Consider the following 21,923-nt stretch of genomic DNA (forward strand, 5'->3'; position numbering starts at 1 on the left):
TTCACCATCGCGTAAGGATGCGTGGTTTCGAATGTGGATATTGTCCAACGAGACGCCATTCGCCGCCCAGGAAAGCTGGACGCGTGACGAGCGCGGGCACGAGGTCTGGCTGATTGCCATCAAGGCGTCTTTCGAGATCGACGCCGACGGCAAGCAGCGGCTGTTGAAGGAGCAGACGCCGGTCAATCTGGCGCCCGTCTATGGCGCGGACCCGAACGAGCTTCTCGACGAGACCGACCTCAATCTGGAGAAGAAGCACACCGACATTCTGGTCGAGGGACACGTCTATACGCCTAGCGGTCGTCCGGGTGTCGAGAGCGCGGCGCGCATGAAAGTCGGCGACGTGGACAAGATCGTCAACGTGGTGGGCGATCGTGTGTTCATGCCCGGCGCGGTGTCGGTGCGAATGAGCCGGGCCGAACCCTTCACAAAAATGCCGATCAGTTGGCGCCGGACCTATGGCGGCACGGATATGGAGGCATCGAAGCCGGACTGGGACCAGCGCAATCCGGTCGGCACCGGATTTGCCGTCGACCCGCAGCGGCTGATCAGCAGGACCGGACCCAATTTCGAATATCCGGATGCCCCATACCGCGACCACAGAGGCGGCAAGCCGGCGGGCTTCGGTCCAGTGGCGCGGCACTGGCTGCCGCGCATGAAACATGCCGGCACCTATGGCGCGGAATGGGAGAAGACGCGCGATCCGCTTTTGCCACGCGATTTCAGTCGCATGTATTACCAGTGCGCGCCCGAGGACCAGCAAACCAAAACGCCGCTTATCGGCTATGAGGACGTTCGACTCGGCAACTTCACTGCCGACGGCTTCCTGCAGTTTCTCTTGCCGCGCGTCACTTTCGACATGACCACCGAGTTCTACAATCGGCCGGATCGCAAGAACGGCGAAGCCGTCATCCACACGCTGCGCATCAAGCCCGATCTGCGGCAGTTTTCGATCACCTGGATGTCGACCCTTCCGGTGCCTTACGACGAGGAGCGCCTGAAGATGACGACGCTCCGCCTGCGCGAGCGTACCGGCATTTCGCCGACGATCGCGGCGAGCGGCGTCTGGCTGGCGGAAGAAGACGCGTGATGGCCAGGGCAGACACGATTGTCGTTGTCGGCGTGGGGGCGCGTACACCGCTCGGGTTTGACGCGGCCTCTAGTGCCGCGGCGGTCCGTGCCGGCATCTCCGCCATCCAGGACCACCCCTATATGATCGACCGCTTCGGCGAGCGGATGAAGGTGACGCGCGATACCGGCATCGATGTCGATCTGCGCGGTGTCGACCGAGCCGTGGAGATCGCGGTATCACCGGCGCTCGACGCGCTGCGGCCCTTGCACGCAGCGCGGCAGACAACCGGAGTTTCACTTATTCTCTCAACTGGTGAACCCCGACCGGGGCAGCCGGAGGGTTTTGCCGCGCAGGTCAACACCAGATTGCGAAGCCGATTGGCCCAGTACGCAGTCCTCGAAGGTGGTGGGTCGACTGCGGGAGGTCACGCGGGAGGATTGCTTGCCATCTACCATGCCTGCAAGGCGCTGCGAGGCGGCAAAGCCGAGTTTTGCCTAGCAGGTGGGGTCGACAGCTATCTTGAGCCGGAAACCCTGGAGTGGCTGGACGAAAACGAGCAGCTTCATTCCGAGGGTAACACCTACGGCTTCTGCCCTGGGGAGGCAGCAGGATTCTGTCTGCTGACGAAGTTGACCACGGCACGGGCGTATGGGCTGCAACCTCTCCTTGAGATCGTCGGCGCCTCCACGGCGAGCGAGGAAAACAGGATCAAGACCGAGACGGTCGTGCTCGGCGAAGGGCTCGGCGCGGCCTTCCGCTTTCTGTTCGAAGAGGCGCCGATCGATCCGGTTGGTCGAATCATCTGCGACATGAACGGCGAGCGCTATCGCGGCAACGAATACGGCTTCGCGGTGATCCGCAATCCAGGCCGCTTCAAGGATGCGGCAGACTTCGAGACCCCGGCCGATTGTTGGGGCGATGTCGGCGCGGCGTCCGGCCCGCTGTTCATCAGTCTGGTCACCGAGGCCGAAGCGCGCAACTACCAGAACGCGCCCCTGTCGCTCATCTGGGCAGGCTCGGAAAATGGCTCCCGTGTCGCCGTGCTGCTGGGCGGACCAAGGAGAGCTGCCTGATGCCCACGCATATCGTCGTCAACAATCTCGGCTTGACCTACAAGGGAACGATAGGCGTTTCGATCGCGACGATACCCGATGTCTGCAAGACACCCACTCCTGGCGGCCCGGTGCCGTTGCCGTATCCCAACTTCGCAAACCAGGGGACTCTGAAGGACGGAACGACGACCGTCTTTGCCAAGGGCGGCAAGATGATCGCCGTCAAGGGCTCGCAATACGGCATGAGCACCGGCGACGAGCCCGGCACGGTCGGCGGCGTCAAGTCGAACGTCTTCAAGAAGGCGACTGATTGGATCACCTACTCGTTTGATGTGAAGATGGATGGCAAGAACGCCTGCCGCCACACAGACAAGAAGTTCCACAATGACAAGAACACGGTAAATTTGGCGGGAGACCTCGACCCGGCTGTCGCAGCGCGCGGCATCCAGAAGCTGAAAGATATCCTTTGTGAATGCAACCGCCAGGTGGACGCCAAGCAGGCGCAGCTCAAGGCGTCAAACCAAAAGATGATGAATTGCAAGGCGCTCGGAGATGCCAAACATAAATGCTGTGACGACGCAGTAAAAAACGTCGGTGGAGAGCCCAAGTTTGATCCCGAGAAGGGCTATGATGAGAAGACCGGGAAGCACGACCCAAGTGCGTCTCGCGAATGGCCTAGCGGGATGGCCGCGAATGATTATTTCGCAGGCATTTCGGGGAAAATCTTTCCTGATGCTGCCATGCTCAATCCCGACGGTTCGATCAACAGGTTCGTGGAATACAAGTTCAGATGCCCTGCGGGAACGCCGACGGGAAAGACCAAAACCGGAAAGAGGAAAAAGCCTTCGCAGGGGACTGCCGACACCAGCTGGACACCCGCCAAGAAGAACAAGAAGGGTAAGATTCTCAAGCAAGACCAGAGGACACGAACGATCAAGCTCGGCGCCAAGCAAAATCCGAAGGTGAAGAACCCACCGGAGCTTTTGACCAACAAGCGTTGCAAGAAGTAGGTTAAACCTATGAAGAATAGCGATCTGACGTTTACCATCGACACGACAGACGGCGACTACACGATTGTACGCCCAGGCTTATCGATTTGCCTGATCTACGCTGATACGGCTGATGTAATCGGCCGGGACGTGGCCAAAATCCTGGAGGAATACATTAAGTTTATTCCCGACGGTGCATTGCAGACCTACCTGTCCGACAGCGGCAGCTGGAAGAAGGCAACCCAACGGACCTTCAACTCCGTCTTTGCCAATCTGTTGGATGTTGGAGAAGGGAACTATTCCGAGTTTCATTTTGGCCAGGAGCCTGCAGGCAATGTTGGCGACTACGGAGCCCACTTCAAGGCAGGCCCCCTGGATGACGACTTCTTCGACAAGGAGGCAAATATACTCCATCTCGAGTTTCCGATGGAGTATGCAGAGCCTGCGGCTGCGGAGCGGCTTGCCGAGTTCTTTGCCCGACTTGTTGGGATCCGAGCCCCTGATTCCGGCTATTGCGGTTATGCATTCAAGCACCTGTTCATGACATTCACGAACGAGGCGCTCGAATTCATCGCGCGCAAGGCAATGAGATATACCGGCTTCGACGTCCCGGAAGACGCAATAAGGATCTGGGCACGCGGTCGTGTCTACAATGTCTCATGGCTAACCGTGCTCGGTCCAGCCATTCTGGTTGAGCTGGGTGGAAAGAACAGACTGCGGCAACAGGGCGTAGGCGACGTTGCGATGTTCGACATAGGGGATGCTCTGGTCATACGTGCCGCAGACCTACCGATTGTCGGCGATGTCAATCGCGGCGCCGCCGATGTGAAGGGCCTTCAGAAGTTGGCCGAAATTACCAAACCTGTACGGATCGAACTGGAGATGCTGGGGCCAAGCGAGCTCGATTTGGCAACGCGCTGGCCGAACCGTTTTGACCCACCGGGGCATTGATTGGAATGTCAATGAACAGGCCCTTTGCCTTGTCGGTTCTGCCGAACGCAAACCGAAGCGAGCTGGTGGTCACCCTGACACTGGCGCGCTCACCTGACGATCGGGCGTTGATTGGAATTGCCGATGTGTGGAAAGCATTCCAGGGCTTGGCGGAATATGGAGGACTGGCTGGGGAAACCAACGATCCGGGTTTGGCACGAGCACTTGCCAGGACGACCTATCTGAAGGAAAGAACGGCAAGCGCAACCTTTCGGGATATAGCCGTCGATCCCGCCAGCTTGTTCGTGCTGGTCAACATGCTGCATTGGCTTCACGGGAAGATAATCCCGCTGCAGGGTGCGAGCATATCGTGGCCCTCCAATGAAAGGGTGGTGCGCACCGACGAGCCGCAATTTCCCGGTCCATGGCCACGATATTCCTATGAGCTCGAGATCGGTGATCTGACCGACGACATCGATGTTGAGATTGAGCTGGCGGCACCACAGCCAAAAGCGGTAACGGACCGGGTTGTTGATGCGCTTTCGGCTTGGCTGCTCGCGACCCATCGGGGAGGATTCGCAAATGAGATGTTCAAACCCGAGGAATCCGTTGTCTTTCTTGGACCGGACGTCATGAACGTAGAGGCCGACTACGTGGCCTGGTTCATCGAAATAATGCGAGCCGACGAAAGCGCGCTCGACAGCATGTTAAACGTGCTCGAATGGGTCCATCAAAATGTAGCGCCCATTCGAGCCGTCAGCCTCGGGCCGTAGCGGCTCTATCGATCTGCCGCGCCAGACAGTAACTGTGAGGCTGCGCCCCAATCCTTCACTTTGTCCGCAAATGGCACTCTCGCGACATTGTCGCCAAAGTGATCCTCGAAGGCCGTGCTGACTTGGCTCGGCTCGCTGGTAAACAGATCCGCCGCGCGTGCTTCTGGGAAGAGTTCCAAAAATGCCGCCCCGGCTGCCGGCGCCAGCGCCGGCGTGCGCATCTGGTGGATCAGCCAGTGCAGGACCGTGCGGTCGCCCAGCATGCCGGCGCCGCGCACCGCCAAGGGCGCCGTTTCAGGCGATTTCAACAATCCGCCCATCCAGGTGCGCACATCCTTGTCGGGCGCCGCCTTGACCGCAGCGCGGAGCGCCGTCATGGCGTCCGGACCGTCGCCGACCGCCACTTTGCGCAGTTCGGGACTAGCCAGATCGCCGGAACCGAGTTCTGTCAATGCCCAGGCGGCCCAGAAGCGCGGCTGCTCTTCGCTGTCTTCCAGCGCCGCCCGCAATTCGTTGACTAGGTCGGTTCGCCGCAGTTTGCCGGCGAGGCGCAGGCTGGCGGCGCGAACGCCCGGATCCGGGTCACGGATAAGCCGCGCCAGCATTTGCTTGGGATCGACGCCGTGCCTAAGGCAGGCCGACACACCGAGAAAGCGCTTGAACGCGTCCTGCGCGCCGATCCAGTCGCGCACCTCCGCTGCGATGGTTTGCGGCTTGTGCCAGGCCAACGCACCGACCAGTCCGCGGGCGTCGTCGCTCTGACGGCCGAGTTCGACGGCCTCGGCGAGGCGGTGGCTGTCATTCTGCTCGATCGCCATCCATGCATAGAGAAATAGTTCGCCCTTTTCTGGGAAATCCTCATGTGCCGCGACGACAAACGGCCAGGCGGTCGGTCCGGCAATGCGCAAACCATCGAGGTTGGCTTCCAGGCGGCGGTCGACGCCGGCCACCACATCCAGATCCGGCGGATCGTCCAACATCAGCGTGTCGCGCTGCGCCCAGAAGAACGCGGCTTGCTCGGCATGCTGCCTGACGATATCGGCAACGGCCGGCCGTTGCGGTACGCCTTGCGATTTCTGGTTGCGGGTTGTTGCCATCGTCAGTTGAGGTCGATCGAACCGCCGCGAATACGATTGGCGGCACTGGCCTGACTGGTGACATAGGTACCGCGAATGGTGATGCGGCCGTCTTTTTCCATCAGGATCGTCGCCTTGCCGCAACGCAGCTCGATGCGTTCGTCGCCGATGATGCGAACGCGCTCGCCGTCGCGCACGACGTGGGGCGCGGCGGTCTTGCGCGCCGGCTCGACGATGCGGCCGACAATCAGCGGTTTCATGGCATCGCCCTCCTGAAACAGCAAAGCCACCTCGGAGCCAACCATATCGGCCGTCAGTTGGGTCAGACTGCGCGCCTGCAAGGCTGTCTCTTGCGGGTTACCGGGGAAGACGACCAGCGGCGAGGCGTCGTCGCCGAAACCGAGAAAGATGCCGATCACCACACCGTCAATGCGTTCGCGAACGTCACTCATCGCTGCACCTCAGTTCTCGCTGATCTTCGAGCCCTTCATCGTGATGTCGCTGGAAGCCTTGATGTTGATCTTGCCCGATCCATTCACCGAAATATCCTTGCCCTCGATGCCGATCGTACCGTCCTTCTTCATCATGATTTTAGCCGAACCGCATTTGATCAGGATCTCGTCGCCTACATCTATCACCAGTTGCTTGGTTACCGTAATCGAGCTGTTCTTGTCGACGCTGATTGAACTGTCCTTGGCGACACTCAGCGAATGAGCCCCTCCGACGGTCGTGGAATCGTCGGCCGTAATGCTGGCGCTGCGTGCTGCACCGACTTTGAACGTCTGGGCACTGCCAACGGTGACGCTCTGATCCGCGCCAACATTGACGCTCTGCTCCGCCGCGATGTTCCAGCTGTCGCCCGCACCAATGTCGTGACTCTGCGCTGCTCCCACCGTCATCGAGCGCGAGGCGCCGACGGTGTTGGTTTGCACTGCGCCCACGGTTCGAGTCTCGGATGCTCCAACCGAATCGACCCGAGCCGCGCCAACGGTCACAGTCTGGACGATCGCGACGGTCTGCGTGTGGTTGGCGCCTATGGTCTCCGTGGAGTTCGAGCCGATGCTTATCGTCTCGTTCGACCCGACCGTCAGCGACCGGTTTGTCCCCACCGTCTCGGTGTCGTTGTTGCCGATATTGGTGGTCTGATCGACACCGACCTTGACCGTCTTGTTGTTGCCGACGTCCTCGTCGAGGTTGTGGCCGACGGAGTGCTTGGCGTCGTGGTCGATGCGGTCCGACTGGTCGTGCTGGACCAGCTTGGTGCGGTCGTGCTTGATCAGAAGGTTGTGGTCCTTCTGCGCCTGGAAATTGACCAGTTCGGAGCCGGCCTTGTCCTCGAACATCAGCTCGTTGTAGCCGCCACCGCCCTTGGAGGAGTCCGACTTCCAACCGGATTGCGTGGCGCTGCCCGGCAGCCCGTAGGGCGGCATCTGCGAGGCGTTGTAGACCCTGCCGGTGATGATCGGCAGGTCCGGGTCGCCTTCGATGAAATCGACGATCACCTCCTGGCCGATGCGCGGTATCTGGATGAAGCCCCAGCCGCTGCCGGCCCAGGTCTGCGAGACGCGCACGAAGCAGGAGCTGTTCTGGTCCTTCTTGCCCAGCCGGTCCCAATGGAACTGCACCTTCACCCGGGCATATTTGTCGGTGAATATTTCTTCGCCGGAAGGTCCGACCACGGTTGCCGTCTGCGGCCCGCGCATGATCGGCCGTGGTGTGATGCGTGGCGGACGATAGGGCAGAGCGGTGGGCGCCACGCCGAGGATCACCTTGAAATTCTCGCCGTCGGTGTCGACGCCGGCCCGGTATCCCGGATCGAACAGCCTGTATTCGGCGCTGACCACCAGGTATTCCTGGTTCTGGTCGTCGCGAGGAAAGCCTTCGAGTTTGAAGGTGCAGCCGGAGAACAGGCCGCGCACGGTTCCGACCGCGGCGATGCGCTTGTGCACCGCCTGAAGTTCTTCGCGCCGTATGCCTGCCAAAGTATCGCCGCGGCCGACCTCCAGATGAGCGCCGGGCTGGCGGTAATTCTCGCCCGCGGCCAGCTTGTGGCTGAACGCCTGGGAAGACTTGGCCATCAGGTCGGCGGCCGGCTTCTTGAAGTCATAGTCGGTGTGGGCATAGGCACCCGGCCGCACCGAGCTGCCCGGAATCCATTCGGTGATGTATTCCACATCGCGGCGCGAGCCCTGCCCTTCGAAGTGATAGGGCACTTTTTCATAGCCCGGCGCCGGCTTCAGCTTGCTCATCGCATCGGCCAGCACCAGCGTGTGCTCGCCGTCGCCATGCTCGAAGAAATACAGGATGCCCTCGTGCTCGAGCAGCCGCTGTACGAAATCGAGGTCGGTCTCGTCATACTGGACGCAATATTCGCGCGGAGGATACGATCCCTGCAGGCGCTTTTCGAACTTGGCGACGCTGTATTTGGAGAAGATCGCCTCAACGATCTCGACAACGCTCTTGTCCTGAAAGATGCGGCAATCGGTGGTGTTGCCGAGGAACCAAAGCCACGGCCGGACGACCGCCTCGTAATGGGCCAGGCGATCCTCGATGCGGGTCAGGCGAAAATCCGAGATGAGGCCGCTGAACCAGCGTTTCGGATCGGATTCACCTTCGATCGAAACCGCGCCGCCCAGCATCTTCAGCGGATCGATGTCCGAGCTGGTGCTGACAAATCCCACCGTGTAGGCAAAGCAGCGGCTGATCTCATCGCGACCGATGAGATTGGTGAAGGTCAACAGCTCGGCGCCAACCGGTGTCTGCACAACCGCGGCGCGTTGTTCACTCGGCATGGGTCGTGCCCCTCCTGGACGCGGCCGCTAGTGTGGCGGATTTGAAGCTCCTGTTGTGTTAACGACATCACGTTCAGGAACTTTTCGCATTCGCCGCACCAGGCGGTGTTGAGCCTACCACATGTTCTCCTTGCGGCCAAAGCGGACACGCGGTGACGGAGCCCTTTGATCGGTTTGCAACGCGGCTGTCCCCCCGCGCGCGCAAGCTGCTAGAATGGCGCAGCATAGATCAGCGATTGCCAGGCGATTCCGGATGTTCATCAGTCTGCAGATCAACAATGTCGATGTCCTGCCCGCCGGACTGCCGCTCGGCTACAGATCGCGTGATCGCAGCTTCGAGATCGGGCGCGAGAATTGCGACTGGAGCCTGCCCGACCCGGACAAGTTCATCTCCGGCCGGCATTGCGAAGTTCGCTACGAAGGCAACGCATTCTGGCTGCATGACGTCTCGCGCAATGGCACCTTCGTCAATGGATCGAACCAGCGCCTCGCCGGCCCGCACCGGCTGGTTCAAGGCGATCGGCTGCGGATCGGCCGCTACATCGTTTCGGTGTCGATCGATGCCGAGAATGCGGCGTTCGACGTGGGCAATCCTGGAACCGGCCACGGCTCGACGCAGCGGCACACCGGGGTCGGACAAGCTCCGGAGCGCGCCATGTCGCCGCCATCGCGGGTCACGCCTTCCCTGCCGGCCGCCGGCCAAGCTGTCGAAGCGGACGAAATCCTGCGCAGGATCGCCATTGGGGCCGGCATTCCGGCGGAAGTGCTGCTGCATCGCCCGTCGCATGAAGTGGCCGGCGAAATCGGCTCGATCCTGCGTATCGTCGTCGACGAGCTGGTTCTGCTGCTGAAGGCGCGAGCCGCGGCAAAAGTCCTGGTCAAAAGCAGCGACCGAACGATGATCAATGCCGCCGACAACAATCCGTTGAAGTTTGTCCCCGGGACGGACGAAATCCTCGACATCATGTTCGCACGGCGCAGGGCCGGCTATCTCGACGCCAGGCACAGCATCGAGGACGCCTTCCACGACCTCAAGACCCATGAATTCGCCACCTTCGCCGCCATGCAAGCGGCGCTGTCACGGCTGCTCGACGACCTGTCGCCCGAAGCGATCGCCAAAAAGCTTCCGCCGTCGTCCTTTGCCTCGAAAAAGCCGCGCGCCTGGGATGCCTTTGTCGCGACATGGCGGGCAAAGGAGGAAGCCCACGAAAACGGCATGCTGGACATATTCCTGGCCTATTTCAGCGAGGCCTATGCCAAGGCCGCCAAACAGAAACAGACCGGGAAGAGCTAAGGTCGGTTTGAGGGCGCGCGGGCCGGATACGGCTGCAGCGCGAGGCGACCTTCGGGCGCGCAACCGACGCTGCTTTGTCAGCCGGCGCAGAAAAATTTCCTCGCCACGCGCATCCGGTTTCAATCGGCAACTTCTGAGATTACGATCACATACGACAGTTCGCCAAGCGGGTACGGTTGATTGACCTGGGGGTCTGCGGCAAATGTCATGGTACGGCGAGACAGCGTTTTGTAGTCAGCGTTCCCCCGCGTGCGCATCGACGGAAGCTCGACGATGAGCTCAAAGGACGATCCTTTCGGCCCGGCGGGCAAAACCATCATCCGCGCCAATCCCGGCCGCAAGCAAAAAACGACCCTCGCCCGCGACAGGCCGACGCCCGACAGCACGATACTGGCATCGGCAAAAACCCGGGATTCAACTGTTTTCGATCCCACTGCCGGCCAACAAGCACCACCGGACGGGGCAACCGGAACGGTGATCTATCAAGGCGTGCCCTTTGTGGAAGACGCCGCCATAGCAGCCGACTCTGCCGGTCCCGGTCATGCCGGCCCGCCACTTCGAGGCGCCGTTGAGACGGCACGAAAAACCGCTCAGGATGCCCTCCTCAACGCCAGCGACGGCGTCGACTATGGCGCGGCAAACCCGATCATTGTTGCCGCCGCGCCGCTGCTGATGCTGCTGGGTCATCTCCGGCTGATGGCTGTCGAGAGACAGGCCGAGCCGTTGGCGGAGCATGTCGCCGAGCTGATTGAGGAATTCGACCGCAAAATCGCGAAAACCGATGTCTCCGAAGAGGATGCGCGCATTTCGAAGTTTGTGCTTTGCGAGACCGCTGACGACATCATCGCAAACCTGCCCGGTTCCAACCACGACTTTTGGGCGCAGCACGGCATGCTGTCGCAATTCTTTCAGCTCAAGCCGACCGGCGCGGGTTTTTTCCAGGCGCTGAACACGGTGCTGGCTGCGCCGGAGACCCACTGCGACCTGATCGAACTGATGCATGTCTGCCTGTCGCTGGGGTTCGAAGGCCAGTATCGCGGCTCGGCGCGCGAAGACGGCGGTCTCGAACGCGTCCGTCGCGACGTCCACGAGACGCTCGCCTATTTCAGGACGGGCGGTGACGACGAGATCTCGCCGCATTGGCAAGGCCTGTCGATGACAGCAGCGCAAGCCTCGAGGCGGGTGCCGCTCTGGGCGATCGCGGCCGCGACGACGGCCGTTTTGACGGCGGCGTTTTTCGCGCTGCGGGTTTTCATCACCGACGAAGGCGATGCTCTTGCCGGCGAATTGCTGGCGCTCAATCCGGCGACACCGATCACCATCGAACGCGCCAGCTTCGTCCCGCTCACCGAGGAGGTAAAGGTCGTCGCTGCACCGACGATTGCCCAGGTCGATCGCATCCGCGCCGCGCTGGCCAAGGAGATCGAGACCGGCGGTGTCAGTGTCGGCACCAAGGGCGATTTCATCGTCGTGGAAATCAGCAATGTCCTGCTGTTCCAGTCCGGAAAAGCCGACGTCAAGCCCGAGTTCGAACCGGTTGCGGCGCGCATCGCGGCGGCTCTCGACACGGAACGCGGTCCGATCAAGATCATTGGCCACACGGACAATGTCAAACCGCGCAAATCGAGCGAGTTCAAATCGAATTTCGACCTTTCCGTCGCCCGCGCCAAGTCGGTCGAAAAGATGATGGCACCGCATTTCAGCGATCCATCGCGAACAAGCGTGGACGGCAAGGGCGAGGACGAACCGATTGCCGACAACGCAACCCCGGAGGGCCGGACCAAGAACCGTCGTGTCGATGTGATGATCCCCAGGGAGGAGACGCTGTGACCGGGATCGGCTGGAAGCGCCCATGATCTGGCTTTTGCGGATCTTCAGCACGCTTGCACTGGCCGGCTTTGCCGCCGCGGTCTGGTACGCCGGGCCGTTGATCCGCTTCGCCGGCTCGCGACCGCTGGAACCGGTCTGGCTGCGCGCGACGATCATCGGCGTCGTCGTCGTATCAGTGGTGGTCTGGTACGGGTTCCGCTTCTGGCAAAGGCGCAAGGCGCAGAAGGCGCTGGAAGCCGCTATTGCCAGCGCCAGCGACGACGGCAGCGATGCAAAGGTGCTCGAGGTTGGCATGAGCGAGGCTGTCGCGACGCTCAAGCGGTCCAGCGGCAAGCGCAACTTTCTCTACGACATTCCCTGGTACATCATCATCGGCCCGCCGGGCGCCGGCAAAACCACGGCGCTGGTCAATTCCGGGCTGAAGTTTCCCCTCGCGGGATCGGGCCAGGCGCAGCCGGTCGCGGGCGTCGGCGGCACGCGCAATTGCGACTGGTGGTTCACCGACGAAGCGGTGCTGATCGACACGGCCGGGCGCTATACGACGCAGGATTCCAATGCGCAGACCGACAAGAAGAGCTGGCTGGCATTTCTGGCGCTGCTCAAAAAGCATCGGGCCAGGCAGCCGATCAACGGCGTCATCCTGGCCATCAGCCTCGCCGACCTGATGGCCCCCGACGATCGGGCGCCTGATGCCCATGTCATCGAAATCCGCAGCCGTCTGCATGAAATCCACGAGGTCCTGAAGATCCAGTTTCCCGTCTATGTGCTGTTCACGAAGGCCGATTTGGTCTCCGGCTTCATGGAGACTTTCGGCGGTTTCGATGACGCGCGCCGACGGAAGGTGTGGGGCGCGACATTCCAGACCGCGGATCGCGGCCTGAACATGGTCGGCGAGGCCCCGGCCGAATTCGACGCCCTGGTAAAACGCCTGACCGAGGGCATGACCGACAGCCTGCAGCAAGAGACCGATCCCGTCGCGCGCATTGCCATCTTTGGCTTTGCGGCCCAGCTCGGCGCGCTCAAGGGGCGCGTCATCCATTTCCTCAACAGTGTCTTCGAGCCGACCCGCAAACAGCTGAATGCCACTCCGCGCGGCCTGTATTTTTCGTCCGGCACCCAGGAGGGCACACCGATCGACCAGCTGCTGGGCAGCATCGGCCGCAGTTTCGGCAGCAGCGCCCAGCCGCATCTTTCCGGCACCGGCAAGAGCTTCTTTCTGCATGATTTGCTGAGCCGCGTCATTTTCGCCGAGTCCGGATGGGTTTCATACGACAGGGCGGCCGACAGACGCGCCGCGCTCGCCCGCTATGCCGGCATGACGGTGATCGCGGCAGTCGCGGCTGCCGGACTTGGCGCCTTGGGCCTGAGCTTTGCCACCAACCGGTCGCTGATCGCCGCCACCGACCAGGCTGTCAGCCAATATCGCGACACTGCCGCGCCGCTGCTCAAAAGCGCGACTGTGTCCGACGCGGACCTCGAAACCGTCATCGGCGCGCTGGACGCGTTGCGCAGCTTGCCGGCTGGCTACGAAAGCAGGGAGCAGCCGACGCCGGCCAAGGCGACGTTCGGCCTCAGCCAGCGCGAAAGGCTGCTTTCGGCGTCGGAAACGGCCTACCGGCAGGCCCTGGAGCGCATGTTCCGCTCGCGCCTGCTGTTTCAGCTCGAACGAACGATCGACGCCAAGATGGCTGATCCAATGGCACTCTACGAGCCGTTGAAGATCTATCTCATGCTTGGCGGCAAGGCACCGAAAGTGGACGACGAATTGGTCGTCACCTGGTTGAAGCGGGACTGGGAGCAGAACCGATACCCGGGATCGAGCAACCGCGATGGGCGCGTGCAATTGGAGAAGCATCTGCGCGCCATGCTCGTCCTTGACGACGCTTATGATCCGCTGTTCGAACTGAACCGCTCGCTCGTCGAATCCGCCCAGCGCTCGCTCGGACGCATGACGCTTGCCGATCGCGCAACCGCACTCATCCAGTCGGCGACCTATGCCGCGGCGCTGGACGATTTTTCGGTGTCCCAGCGCGCCGGCCCGGAAGCCTCGCTGCTGTTCGAGCGCAACGATGGCAATGATCTGTCGAGCCTTCGCGTCCCCGGGCTCTACACCTATGCCGGCTTCGACTTCTATCTCGCCCAGCTCGCCAAAATTGCGCAGGCGCTTGTCGACGACCAATGGGTGGTCGGCAGCGGTGGCGAGCAAGGCGGCTTCGACCAGGAATTGCTCAAGCTCGGCCCCGAGCTGCTCGATCGCTACGGCAAGGGTTTTGCCTCGCAGTGGAACGAGGTTCTCGACCGGCTGAAGTTCAAAGCGATGGTGGCCGACAAGCCGCAATATCTCGTGCTGTCCGCTGCCGGGTCACCAACCTCGCCGATCATGCAGCTGTTCGAGGCGATTGCCCGCGAAACGGCTTTGACACGCGAGCGCGACCCCGGCAGCACCGAGAGCGGCGCAAAGGAGACCGCGGACCGCGCCAAGGGCCTCGCCCGCATCGGCATCGAGCTGGCGGCGCGCAAGTCACAGGCGCGCGCCGGCGCGGCATTCGTCAACGCACCGGGCCAGGATCCAGGGGCGAACATCGAAGCGCAGTTCCGGTCGTTCCAGGCCCTGGTCGCCGGTGCTCCCGGCCAACGCCCGATCGACGCCTTGACCCAGAATTTCCGCGAAATCTATCAAAGCGTACGACTGGCGGCCGATGTTCCGGCCCAGACGGATCAGGTCAACGCCAATCTGCAGCTGCAGATTTCGACCCTTCGCGCCAACGCCTCGCGCCTGCCGAAGGCGCTTGCTCGAATGGTCAGTGCCGCGGCGGACGATTTTGAAGGCACCGCCGCCGAAACCTCGGTCGCGCATCTCAATGAAATGCTCGACGAAGCGGTCGCCCGCCCGTGCGAAGAGGCCATCGGCGGCCGCTTTCCGTTCGCCCCGGCCGCTACCGACGACGTGCCGATGGCGGATTTTGCCAAACTGTTCGCTCCGGGTGGCGTGCTGGACAGATTTTTCGCGCAGAATCTCGCCTCCCTGGTCGACATGAGCGCTCAGGATTGGGAGTGGAAACAGGATACGAAGTTCGGCCGCAGCCTGGCGAAATCGACGCTGAAGGACTTCCAGCTTGCGGCGCAGATTCGCAGCGCTTTCTTTCCGTTGGGCGGCCCAGTTCCATCGGTCAACTTCACCTTCACGCCGCTGTCGTTGCACGGCGACGCCGACACCGCGCAGCTCAATATCGATGGTCAGATCCTGCAGGCCACCCAGGCCGGCAACACGCCGGGCCTGGTGACCTGGCCGGGCATTTCCGGATCGGCCAGTCTGAGTCTGACGCCGGAACTTCCAGGCCGCGAGTCGGCACTCAAATTCGACGGGCCATGGGCGTTGAAACGGCTGCTGGACAAGGGGTCGAACACGGACAACGGCGACAGTCTCGAAGCCCGTTTCGTCATTGGCGGACGCGATGTGGCTTACACGATCCAGACGGGGGCAGGCAGCAATCCCCTTATGCTGCCGGCACTGTCCGGGTTCAGCTGTCCGAAGGCTTTCTAGTGGAGATCGCATGGAAAACAGGCCGATCGACTTCTTGCAGCGGCATCCCGCCTGGCACTACTGCCGGCTTAGATTTCGATATTCTAATGGGTGAGCGTGTGGCAGACTGCCCATGCGCGCTCAACAACGCGTTGCGGAGGAGCGCTTGGAAAGCGCTGACAGGCAAGTGAACGATGCCGCCTTTGAAAGCTACGGCGTGAGCCACAAGGGCTGCGTGCGTCACCACAATGAAGACAGTTATCTGGTCGAGCCGCAAATCGGTCTCTGGGTCGTGGCCGACGGCATGGGCGGCCACGAGGCTGGAGAAGTGGCTTCGGCAAGCATCGTCGAGCATCTGGCAACGATCGGCATCGCCAGTTCGGCACCCGACCTTCGGGCGCGCTTTGAAGATCGGCTTAGCCGGGCTCATGACGAGATCCGCCAGATTGCCCGATCGCGCGGCGTAACCATAGGCTCCACCGTCGCCGCTTTGCTGGCCATGGACGGCAGGTTTGCCTGCCTGTGGTCGGGCGACAGCCGCGTCTATCTGATCCGCAACCGCGAGATCTCGCAGATTTCGCGGGACCACACCGAGGTTCAGGAGCTTCTCGACAGCGGCATGATCAGCGCGGCCGAGGCTGAGAACTGGCCGCGCCGCAACGTCATTACGCGGGCGATCGGCGTCAGCGACGAAATCGCCATCGACTTCCAGCAAGGAGAGACCCTGGCGGGAGACGTTTTTGTCCTGGCTACCGACGGCCTGACCGCCCATGTCAGCGATGCCGAGATCGCGGCAGCGGTGGTCGCGGCAGCGCCGCAGGCGGCATGCGAAAGCCTTTTGGCAACAGTCCTCGAACGCGGCGGGACCGACAACGTCACCATCGTGCTGGTCAAGATCAGAGACAGAGGGAATGGTTCGGACCTGTCCAGGGCGGGAGGCCGCAGCCAATGAGTGCCGACGACAAGACGCGGCTATTGCCCAACATGGCAGACACGACCGTCGGCACCCAGCTCAGCGGCATTTACGAACTCGACGAACGTATCGCGTCGGGCGGGATGGGCGAGGTTTATCGCGGGCACAACATCCAGACCGGCGACCATGTTGCGATCAAGATCGTGCTGCCGGAATTCGCCCGCGACCAGACGATCCTGTCCCTGTTTCGCAAGGAAGCATCAATCCTCAACCATTTGTCGCACGACGCTGTCGTGCGCTATCACGTCTTCACCATCGATACCGGGATCGGACGGCCTTACCTGGCGATGGAATTCGTCGACGGCGAGTCCCTCTACGATGTCATGCGTCGCGGCGCGATGGCGACGGAAGATGTGCGCAAACTGTGCCACCGGCTCGCTTCGGGCCTCAGCGCCGTGCATGAGGCAGGGGCGATCCATCGCGACCTGTCGCCGGACAACATCATCCTGCCAGGCGGCCGGGTCGACCGCGCCAAGATCATCGATTTCGGCATCGCACGCTCGGCGACCATCGGCGGCGAGACGCTGATCGGTGGAAAATTCGCTGGAAAGTACAACTACGTCTCGCCGGAGCAGCTAGGGCTCTATGGCGGCGATGTCGGCGAACAGTCCGATATCTACAGCCTGGGTCTGGTGCTGGCTGCCGCGCTGCGCGGCAAGCCGATCGACATGGCCGGGTCCCAGTTCGAGATCGTCGAAAAGCGCCGAACCGTGCCGGACCTGTCCGATATCGATGCCGATTTTCGACCGATCATCGAAGCAATGCTGCAATCGGCGCCGCAGGACCGACCGGCAAGCATGGCCGACATTGCGGCAATGACACGCGGCAACACGTCGGTGGAAACCGATCGCACCACCGCCGTGAGGGCGCGCGACGAGCGAACAGGCGGAATACAGACCGGACGCCCGGTTTCCATCACCCCATCGACCACGCCGCCGCCTGCCGCCGTTCCGCTGTCGAGGGCCGCAATTCCTGAAGGCGACGAGCCGCGTTTCGTTCCGCACATTCGCCCGGCACATCTGTCGCAGCCGAAGGCGCCGCCGATTGCCCCAGCTCGGGCGATCCCGGCAAAGAAGCCTGCAACGACGGGGAAGCTGACGATTGCGGCGCTGGCAGCAATTGTCGTTGCCGTCGGCGTGGGTCTCTATGCGTCCGGTTTCGTGGATTTCGGGGGCGGCTCGTCCATCAACACTCCCGCCAAGACACCGCCGCTGCAACCCGACCTGTCAAAAAAGCCGGCCGCCGTGGATGAGCAGGCGAATGTCCCGGAACCGCCGGCGGCCAAGCCACCGACGCAGCCGCAAGCAGAGACTACCCCGGCGGCACCAGAACCCCAGGCCAAAGCGATGCCGTCTGCCGCAGCACCATCGCCGCCTGTCGCAGCCCCGCCGCCGACCGAGATCGTTCCGCAGCCAAAGCCGGACACATTGAACAGCACTGAGCAGAAGCCCGCTCAGCCGGTCGACAAGGCTGTCGAGCTGCAGCCACCGGCCGAGCCGGTCCCGGCACCGCCAGCAGCCCAGCCAGATGTCGTCAAGAGCGCAGAGCCCGAGCCGCCGGCCAGCCCACCAGCAGAGCCCCAGGCGGCCGCCCCCGAACCGATTGCGCCAGCACCAACTGCGCAAGTACCCGAACCAAGCCAGCCCAATGCAAACAATGCACAAAACCAGCCGGCTGACACGCCGGCGCAGAAACCGGCCGGCACGGCCGTCGTCTTGAATGTGCCCAGGCCGGAAACCCCGCCGGCGCCTCCCGTCGACGACAACGCGCAACGGGTCGCCTGGGTTCGCGACTTCAGCGGCGGCGACTGCTTTTATGCGACGGTCACGTCAGCCACCGAAACGGCCGTGGCGATCGAAGGCATCGGCACGACAGTCCCGCCTTTCCAGCAAATGCTGGGCGACTTCCAGGCAAGGTTCCATGTCGAGCCCGACGTCAGTGTCCGGCTCATCGAGCCAAGCCAGTGCGAAGTCACCAACTTCCTGCGTTTCCTGGGCGCCGGTGCGGCCGACAAGCCGCAGCTTGTGCTCGATCAGACGTCGGTGCCGAACGGCTCGCCGATCAGCGGCACGCTGGTGACGCATGGCGGCCTGGTTTCCAGTGTGCTGCTGATCGACCACAAGGGCATGGCATTCAACCTCGACGACCGTGTCATCGCAGGACCCGACAAGGCTACCTTCAGCATCCCGATCGGTCTCGGCGCCGCCGACAAGGCCACCGGCAAGGCCGTACCGCAGCTCATCATGGTGATCACCGGCCCGGAGGAAATTCAGGCGGCATCGTTTTCGACGCCGATGCCGGCCTGGGAGCTGCTGCCAAAAATTCTCGAGGAGATCGGAACGAAAGGATCCGAATACTCCGCGACCGCCAAGTATTTCCGGCTCGGCGGGTAGCATGGACGCCGATGGAACCCCGCCGCCCGCGCTCGACATGCCCGCCCGCAGTCCCGCCCGAAAAGCAGCGTGACGCGGTTCGAGCCCTGCTTGCGCTGACGGCGCGCATGAAGCTTGCCGTGATTCTGGGCGCGGCATTGCTGGCGCTGCTGTCGGCCGGCCAGGCCCGCGCCGAATTCACCGTCTGCAACCAGACGCTCGACGTCGTCAACCTCGCCGTTGGCCAGAAGGTCGACAATGCCGACCAGACCGACGGCTGGTGGACCATCGGCGCCAATCAATGCGTCAACGTCATCCGCGAGGAACTGACGAACCGCTACATCTACATCTATGCGACGGACGTTTTTGGTCACGCGATCCTGAGCGGGGCGACCGACATGTGCATCGAGCGACGGCGCTTCTCGATCCGCGGCATCGAAGAGTGCTGGCAGCGTGGCCATATCGCCGCGCGATTTGTCGAAGTCGATACGCTCGACCAGGCGCGGTGGACCTTCTTCCTGACTGGAAGCAGTCCGTGACGCACAGCATCGACACCAGCTTCAAGCAAAAAAGGCAGGCGCGTGCCGCCCTTCGCCGGCGCAAGCTTTGGCTGGGACTGGTTGCCGGCCTTGCCGTGATCGTCCTGTGTTCAATTGCCGCCGGCTTCTACCTCACCGCCGACTATTGGTCGTTCGGCGACGAGGACGAGGAGTTGCATGCGGTCGAAGGATCGGACGATGTGCCCGCCGACGCTTCGGTCTATGTGCCGGCCATCATCGATCTGGCCGGAGACCCGATGTGGATCACGCTGGCGCCTGAGGCCGGCGCCGCAACGAAGGGCAAGGTGGTCCCGCGCCCGGCCGAACTCGATCAGGCCGGCGTTTCGCCGCAGATCGAAATTCTGTCCGACGTGATGCTGAGCGCCAGCGAAAAATTCATGACCACGATACCGTCGACGCAGGAGGATTTCGCCTTCTTTCAGGCGCAGCGAAAGACCGCCGCTGCGCCGCCCGAACCACCCGAACCGTCATCTGGCGATCTGCAAAACGATCTTCAGCCATCGCACACAACGGACGAGGCGCCAGCCGCTACCGCCCCGCAGGCGGCCACCGACGACCCCGAAGCCGGCTGGGGCGAAACAATCGATGCCGGCGAGGCCGCGCTCCCCGCATTCCAGAAAACGCAGGTCGAAAATAACACCAGCGTCGCAACCGTCACCAACGAGTATCAACGCTTCGAGGCGACCGAAGACACGTTCGTGAAAATCCTCAACGACCGCAGCCTGGATAGCGTCGCGCTGGACGCGCATTTTTCCGCCGACGACGCCAGACTGGCAGGCGAAGCCCTGAAGGCGCTGTTCAATCGGGACAGCCTGGAACCGGGCTATGTCGTCGCCATGCGCGGTTTCAGGCCGACGCGCGAGACGACGACGATGTCGCTGATGCAGGTTTCTATCTACGCCAAGAACGTCTTTGTCGGCACGCTGACGCGCAATGCCGCGGGCGCGTTCGTCTCCGGTGTCGACCCATGGGTGCGTGAGGATCTGTTCAACTATTCGGGCGCCGAGGCCGAAGGCACGCACAAAAGGCAATACCGCCTGCTCGATGCAATCTACTCGACGGCGGCGCGCAACAACGTTCCGACCGGCGTGATCGGCGAAGCGATCATGTATCTGTCGAGAGGCGAGGATCTGGATGCCTTCGCCAGCGAGGACCAGCGTCTGGTGCTGATTTATTCGCAGACGCCGCGCGGCAAGGACGAGACATCAGGACGGGTGTTGTATGTCGGCGTTCAGGGCAGCGAAAAGAGCCTTGACTGTTTCGTCTTCCAGCAAAGCGACGGCCAGTTCGCCTGCGTCAGCGGCGACGACCAGGTTCGCTCGCTGACGGTAGCCAACGGCATGGTGACACCGGTCAACGGCGTCATGACCTCGACTTTCGGCCCGCGCAAGCATCCGATCCTCGGTGTGGTTCGCATCCACAAGGGCGTCGATTGGGCAGCACCGGTGGGGACACCGATCGCCGCCGCCTTCGATGGCGAAATCACTTTCCAGGGCGACGGCGGCGGCTACGGCAATGTGGTGAAGATCGCGCATGCCGGCGGACGCGAAACGCGCTACGCGCATATGTCGAAATTCGCCATCGCGAGCGGTGTCGGCACCAAGGTGAAGGCCGGCGACATCATTGGCTATATCGGCACCACCGGCCTTTCGACCGGGCCGCATCTGCATTTCGAACTCTATCAGAACGGCCAGGCCATCGATCCGCTGGGCACGGTAACGGTGACCGCGGTCGCGACCGACGATGTCGCCGTCGAAACGCTGACCGACCGTATCGTCCATGTCGAAAGCGGCGGCAGCGCGCGCGCCAAGAACCCGCTGTCTTCGGCAACCGGCGCCGGTCAGTTCATCTCGAAAACCTGGATCAGGATGATGAACACCTACCGTCCCGAACTGGCACGCACACTGTCGACCGCCGACCTTTTGGCCCTGCGCTATGACGCGACGATCTCGCGCGAGATGGTGCGCAACCTGGCGCGCGAGGGCGAGGCCTATCTCAGGGCGCGCGGCCACCAGATCACGGCTGGCCGGCTCTATCTCTGTCATTTCCTCGGCATGGACGGCGCCCATCAGGTGCTGGCGGCGCCTGGTTCGGCGCAATTGAGCGCCGTGCTCGGCTCGGCCGTCATCCAGGCCAACCCGTTCCTCACCGGCAAGACCGCCAGCTATGTCGTGGACTGGGCCGAACGGAAAATGGGGCAAAAGGTCAGTCGCGTGGCCACCGATGCAAGCCCGCAGACGACGACCACGGAGATCCGTCAGACGTCGCCGGAGTTCGAAAAATACAAGCAGGCCGTCACGGCTCTCATAGGCTCGATTCAGGATACGCTTTGAGCGTGTCGCTCGCGTTTGGCCGGCCGTCCATTTGGTGTTCCTGCCGCCACGCGGTATTATAAGCAACCTTTTTCGGGCCTTTTGTGAACCAAAACTGTGGTCGACATCACATACGCCCAAGAGCCATTTTGGCAGAAGCGACTTGTGTCGCTGATTAAATTTAGCATGAGCAGACATCAATAGCGCGCCCCCGGATGGGGTGGAGGACTGGTCGATGAAAGCGTACGCCGTCTTTCTGAGCGGACTCATCCTGTTTGTCATCGCCTCGCTTGGCGCCCAGGCTGCCACGCCCGACGCCAAGCGCGTCGCACTGGTCATCGGCAACAGCAAATATGTCCATGCCGTTGCCTTGCC

At 62.3% G+C, this 21,923-nt stretch carries 15 protein-coding genes; 12 read left to right on the forward strand and 3 right to left on the reverse strand.

Features of this window, described 5'->3' with window-relative positions:
• Positions 1–31 precede the first annotated feature (31 nt).
• From AC1DXN_RS02950 to AC1DXN_RS02970, 5 genes are read left to right on the forward strand one after another with little or no spacing between them, the layout of a single operon-like run.
• Positions 32–1,090 carry a DUF2169 family type VI secretion system accessory protein gene (locus tag AC1DXN_RS02950; RefSeq protein ID WP_477271543.1) on the forward strand — a complete coding sequence of 353 codons (1,059 nt, stop codon included), beginning with the start codon at positions 32–34 and terminating at the stop codon, positions 1,088–1,090.
• The gene (locus tag AC1DXN_RS02955; RefSeq protein ID WP_477271541.1) at positions 1,090–2,145 is read left to right on the forward strand and encodes a beta-ketoacyl synthase N-terminal-like domain-containing protein; all 1,056 of its coding nucleotides are present in this window, start codon (positions 1,090–1,092) and stop codon (positions 2,143–2,145) included. Before AC1DXN_RS02950 ends, AC1DXN_RS02955 begins: the two co-directional genes overlap by 1 nt.
• Positions 2,145–3,134 (forward strand): DUF4150 domain-containing protein, encoded by a 990-nt coding sequence (locus AC1DXN_RS02960; protein WP_477271539.1) that lies wholly within the window; start codon positions 2,145–2,147, stop codon positions 3,132–3,134. Before AC1DXN_RS02955 ends, AC1DXN_RS02960 begins: the two co-directional genes overlap by 1 nt.
• Positions 3,135–3,143: 9 nt before the next feature.
• The gene (locus tag AC1DXN_RS02965; RefSeq protein WP_477271537.1) at positions 3,144–4,064 is read left to right on the forward strand and encodes a type VI immunity family protein; all 921 of its coding nucleotides are present in this window, start codon (positions 3,144–3,146) and stop codon (positions 4,062–4,064) included.
• A gap of 11 nt (positions 4,065–4,075) precedes the next feature.
• Entirely contained in the window at positions 4,076–4,816 is a 741-nt protein-coding gene (locus tag AC1DXN_RS02970) for a hypothetical protein (protein ID WP_477271535.1), read from the forward strand.
• A gap of 5 nt (positions 4,817–4,821) precedes the next feature.
• Here AC1DXN_RS02970 and AC1DXN_RS02975 read toward each other — a convergent pair whose 3' ends face one another.
• The 3 genes from AC1DXN_RS02975 to AC1DXN_RS02985 are packed head-to-tail and all read right to left on the reverse strand — an operon-like array spanning position 4,822 to position 8,684.
• A complete protein-coding gene (locus AC1DXN_RS02975; RefSeq protein ID WP_477271533.1) occupies positions 4,822–5,913 on the reverse strand; it encodes a HEAT repeat domain-containing protein in 1,092 nt (363 codons plus the stop codon).
• A 2-nt stretch (positions 5,914–5,915) separates the two neighbouring features.
• Positions 5,916–6,344: a DUF6484 domain-containing protein gene (locus AC1DXN_RS02980; RefSeq protein ID WP_477271532.1), complete on the reverse strand. Its 429-nt coding sequence runs from the start codon at positions 6,342–6,344 to the stop codon at positions 5,916–5,918.
• Between the two features lie 9 nt (positions 6,345–6,353).
• Positions 6,354–8,684 carry a type VI secretion system Vgr family protein gene (locus tag AC1DXN_RS02985; RefSeq protein WP_477271530.1) on the reverse strand — a complete coding sequence of 777 codons (2,331 nt, stop codon included), beginning with the start codon at positions 8,682–8,684 and terminating at the stop codon, positions 6,354–6,356.
• Between the two features lie 253 nt (positions 8,685–8,937).
• On the opposite strand from AC1DXN_RS02985, the gene tagH reads away from it, so the two are divergent.
• The 7 genes from tagH (at position 8,938) to AC1DXN_RS03020 (ending at position 21,569) form a co-directional block, all read left to right on the forward strand.
• A complete protein-coding gene (gene tagH / locus AC1DXN_RS02990; RefSeq protein ID WP_477271528.1) occupies positions 8,938–9,978 on the forward strand; it encodes a type VI secretion system-associated FHA domain protein TagH in 1,041 nt (346 codons plus the stop codon).
• 273 nt (positions 9,979–10,251) lie between these two features.
• The gene (tssL, locus tag AC1DXN_RS02995; RefSeq protein ID WP_477271526.1) at positions 10,252–11,808 is read left to right on the forward strand and encodes a type VI secretion system protein TssL, long form; all 1,557 of its coding nucleotides are present in this window, start codon (positions 10,252–10,254) and stop codon (positions 11,806–11,808) included.
• A 22-nt stretch (positions 11,809–11,830) separates the two neighbouring features.
• Positions 11,831–15,352, forward strand: coding sequence for a type VI secretion system membrane subunit TssM (tssM, locus tag AC1DXN_RS03000; RefSeq protein WP_477271524.1), 3,522 nt, complete (start codon positions 11,831–11,833; stop codon positions 15,350–15,352).
• Between the two features lie 145 nt (positions 15,353–15,497).
• A complete protein-coding gene (locus AC1DXN_RS03005) occupies positions 15,498–16,283 on the forward strand; it encodes a PP2C family protein-serine/threonine phosphatase (protein ID WP_477271522.1) in 786 nt (261 codons plus the stop codon).
• Positions 16,280–18,697, forward strand: a complete 2,418-nt coding sequence (locus tag AC1DXN_RS03010; RefSeq protein WP_477271520.1) for a serine/threonine-protein kinase — start codon at positions 16,280–16,282, stop codon at positions 18,695–18,697. The genes AC1DXN_RS03005 and AC1DXN_RS03010 overlap by 4 nt, the downstream gene beginning before the upstream one ends.
• Before the next feature lie 107 nt (positions 18,698–18,804).
• The gene (locus AC1DXN_RS03015) at positions 18,805–19,215 is read left to right on the forward strand and encodes a DUF1036 domain-containing protein (protein WP_477244000.1); all 411 of its coding nucleotides are present in this window, start codon (positions 18,805–18,807) and stop codon (positions 19,213–19,215) included.
• Positions 19,212–21,569, forward strand: a complete 2,358-nt coding sequence (locus tag AC1DXN_RS03020) for a M23 family metallopeptidase (RefSeq protein WP_477421452.1) — start codon at positions 19,212–19,214, stop codon at positions 21,567–21,569. Before AC1DXN_RS03015 ends, AC1DXN_RS03020 begins: the two co-directional genes overlap by 4 nt.
• Positions 21,570–21,923 lie beyond the last annotated feature (354 nt).

The sequence above is a fragment of the Mesorhizobium sp. P2_H9 genome, from assembly GCF_056403215.1.